Below are 3229 nucleotides of genomic sequence, written 5' to 3' on the forward strand. Positions count from 1 at the left end.
CCTTTAACCCCGCCTTATTGAACATATCCGATAGCTTCAATATCTTCTCATCGGGCATATAAGTAGCCCCATTATACAACACTATAAACTCTGGAGTAGGTATCTCCACTATACGAGTCGTATATATTGGCTTCTCAGAGAGTATCGTCTCATACAAACGGGCAATATACTCTAAAAACCTTAACGGCATATTAGGGTTCACAGTAGACTGATGTTCCACTAATACAACCAGCTTATTATCCCCTATAACAAAGGATAGGTCATTACGTCTATTCATAAACAAAACATTTTCTAACGTGTTCAGTTCTATATCGCTTGGCTTTACATCAGCTCCAACTATAGCATTATACATCTCAACAAGATTGTCCTTATCAGAGAACAACTTGGTAAATACAGTGTCTTTATATTCCCTGTTTGCCTTGCCACTTGACATAATTTAATAATATAATGAACAGAGGTGGTTGTCAATGTACAACTAAAATCCACTTTTAGAAAACCATACGCCCTATAAGTTCAGTCAAATACATAGCCGCCAGTTTTTGTAGTATAATACAAAAACTTTAAGATAACCTTTACCTTAGTTATTTTTCCTCTGCAAATCTGTGAGGTGCTCATCAAATAGACGGGCGCATGAAGAGCCAGCACGCATTGCCACCTAAGAACGGCATTTGTTGTTTATATCCGCGTTGATGCACAACGTCAAACACCGCTTGAACTTCAGCAGAGGTCATAGAATACTTAGTAGTGTAGTAGTTGTCACAGCAAAGGATGAGCTGTTCATCGCTATCAATATCAGTTAACGCATTCTGTAATGCTTGTTTGTCATTATGGTGTATCACTATCGTTTGCCGAAGATTCTTGAGCAACTGCACATCAAAAAAATCGTTTATATCAATAACTGGTGTATCTCTATACGACTCAGTAATAGTCGCATAGTTTATTGATGAACCCACACGTGGAAATAAACCTTTGTATTTCACATCACCATAATGCCCGTATAATGTTAGTATTAGTATAATGGCAGTCAAGAATGTTTGCCACACTCTCGCATTAGCAGTTATCTTAGAAACTAACTCCATTAAAACTATTGTTAGCAATAAAACTGTTGCAGGCATAACAGGGAGAAGATGCCAAGACTGTATAATTTTCAGTTGCCCATATTTAGCTTCTACAAACATATATATAAGAACACTCGTTACCATCATTAGGTACTTTAGCATAATATCCCTGTTGACAGTTGCCCGTTGAGCGCAAAGCTTAATACGGTATATGCATATACTGCCAAGCATAATGATAATAATTAGCCACCAGAGCAACGCTCCACCAAGAAAGTCGTTGTTAAAGACTTGAAATACCAATAAAATACGTTCCATGACCACGTTGACAGCCATGTTGTGTTCGTTCTCACTAAGAATTGAGAGCACGTTAGGAATGAATGAGACATACATAACTAAACCAGACAACAAAGCTATTGCACATTTAATAATATCACTGAAACGTCTTTGCTTAAACAGCAGTATAGATGGTATAAGAGCTATTGTCGCTAGCCATACAGCAAAAAAAAGGAATGAGTCATAGCCTAAAAAGGATATTAAAGCCAGCAGTGCGTAGAATCTCTTTGACAGGTTAGGCTTGTCAAGCAGAGTAAAAGCCATATAGAGCAATAGAGTGAAAAAAAACGTTGCCAACGTATATGAGCGGGCAAAAACAACCGTATGAATAGCTGCATTGCTAAACCCGTAAAATATGAGTGGCAACAGCGCAAGCCTGCCACGTAGAAAACGTTTTGACATAAAATATAAGATAAGACAGATGCCTATATAGTATGGGATATTTAAGAGCACGCCAATCCACAGGTTGAATGTGTTCGGAAATAGCATAGACACTAAGTGAAGTTGTATATAATGTGTTGGGGAATGGATTGCACGCTTGCCACGCAGAGCATTAAGATGTGCCAGTCCCTCGCTAGGCTGTGCAGTAAATGCACTATATACATCTTGAGAATAGAGCCATATACCATGAGCATTTTTGACTAAAGGATAACGTTCCGACTTAAAATCATATCCGATGTTTTGCTCATCCTGTTCAGACATGTTGGCATAATTATAACCTTCCTCCTCCTCGCCGATAAAATGATTGCTCTGTCCCCTGTAGTGAGCCACTATGAGAAGCTGTGCTATAACTATTATAACAGCCAACGCCCAGTTTCTAGCCCATACCCAGCTATGCAGCCCCCTATAGATACACCCCCAGACTATTAGCACAGCGAAAAGTGCAAATGTGATAAATGGTGCAATAAAGCTATTTGGTAGCACAGGATACTTACTCAAATAAGCCCTTTCAAGCTCCATAGAAAACCCACGCATAACGTTGTGTGAAAACACGTTGAATTGTGCAGAGATACCGCCCTTTATTAGTTTTGATGAATTAAAGCCATCTTGGAGAAAGTCAAAAGAACGTTCCGCTTGCTTGCCCGTTCTATCAGTGTATTGCAATAACCAACCCTTTGGGTAGTGATTAGTAGTGTTTAGTCTAGCAACGACTAATGACAACCTAACGTAGTCTTCTGAAACCCTATCCCCTACATCAACCCTTATAGTTGCGTTATCGCTATTACTCCTGAGAACGTTCCTGTCAACACCAACTATGCTGAAGTTGTCTAAATTACTATACAATTCTTTCTGTGATATTTCTAAATGTTTCTGCCACTTCAGAGGCACTGCATCCGTTCTGCCTACATAGACAAATGACAGCAGTGCATAGATGCAAACAATGGCTACTAGTGATATGAGAACGAAGAATAGATGTCTAAAGCGATTAAAGAAAGCATTGACGTTAAAACTATGCATTGACAGCCACCTCCGTAGAGTGAGTTGTCCAAGAACCCCTTAAATATTGATTATGCGTGGGGGGGGGGGGTGAAGGTGCTTATTGTTATTATGTTTTCAGTCATTTACGTATGCTCCTTAAAAATACAACTGTGATTATATACAAAAACTAGTTTTTTTCAATAGGCAACTTCCTACCCCCGTGTATCTGCTAAATATTTTAGAAACTTCGTTGGCGGCTCGTGTGCGTGTGCCCCATAGCCACCGGCTATGAGCCATGCAGCTGGGATAGTATGGCGTTGCAAATATGAAAAGATTGCCAAATCACGTTCAAAGCACTGTTCCAGTGTTAGATTCAGCAGATTGGTTGATTGCAACCCGTCTAGCTCGTAGCAGTCCGC

The 3229-nt window shown here is 39.6% G+C and carries 1 protein-coding gene and 2 pseudogenes; all 3 read right to left on the reverse strand.

Features of this window, described 5'->3' with window-relative positions; all coding sequences use genetic code 11:
- Positions 1 to 433: pseudogene (locus AC1MDJ_RS07245) on the reverse strand (hypothetical protein); the annotation flags it as partial.
- A 181-nt stretch (positions 434 to 614) separates the two neighbouring features.
- Positions 615 to 2849, reverse strand: a complete 2235-nt coding sequence (locus tag AC1MDJ_RS07250) for a hypothetical protein (RefSeq protein WP_479690258.1) — start codon at positions 2847 to 2849, stop codon at positions 615 to 617.
- Positions 2850 to 3022: 173 nt separating this feature from the next.
- A pseudogene (locus tag AC1MDJ_RS07255) lies at positions 3023 to 3229 on the reverse strand (histone deacetylase family protein); the annotation flags it as partial.

This window comes from Candidatus Termitispirillum reticulitermitis (genome assembly GCF_054655775.1).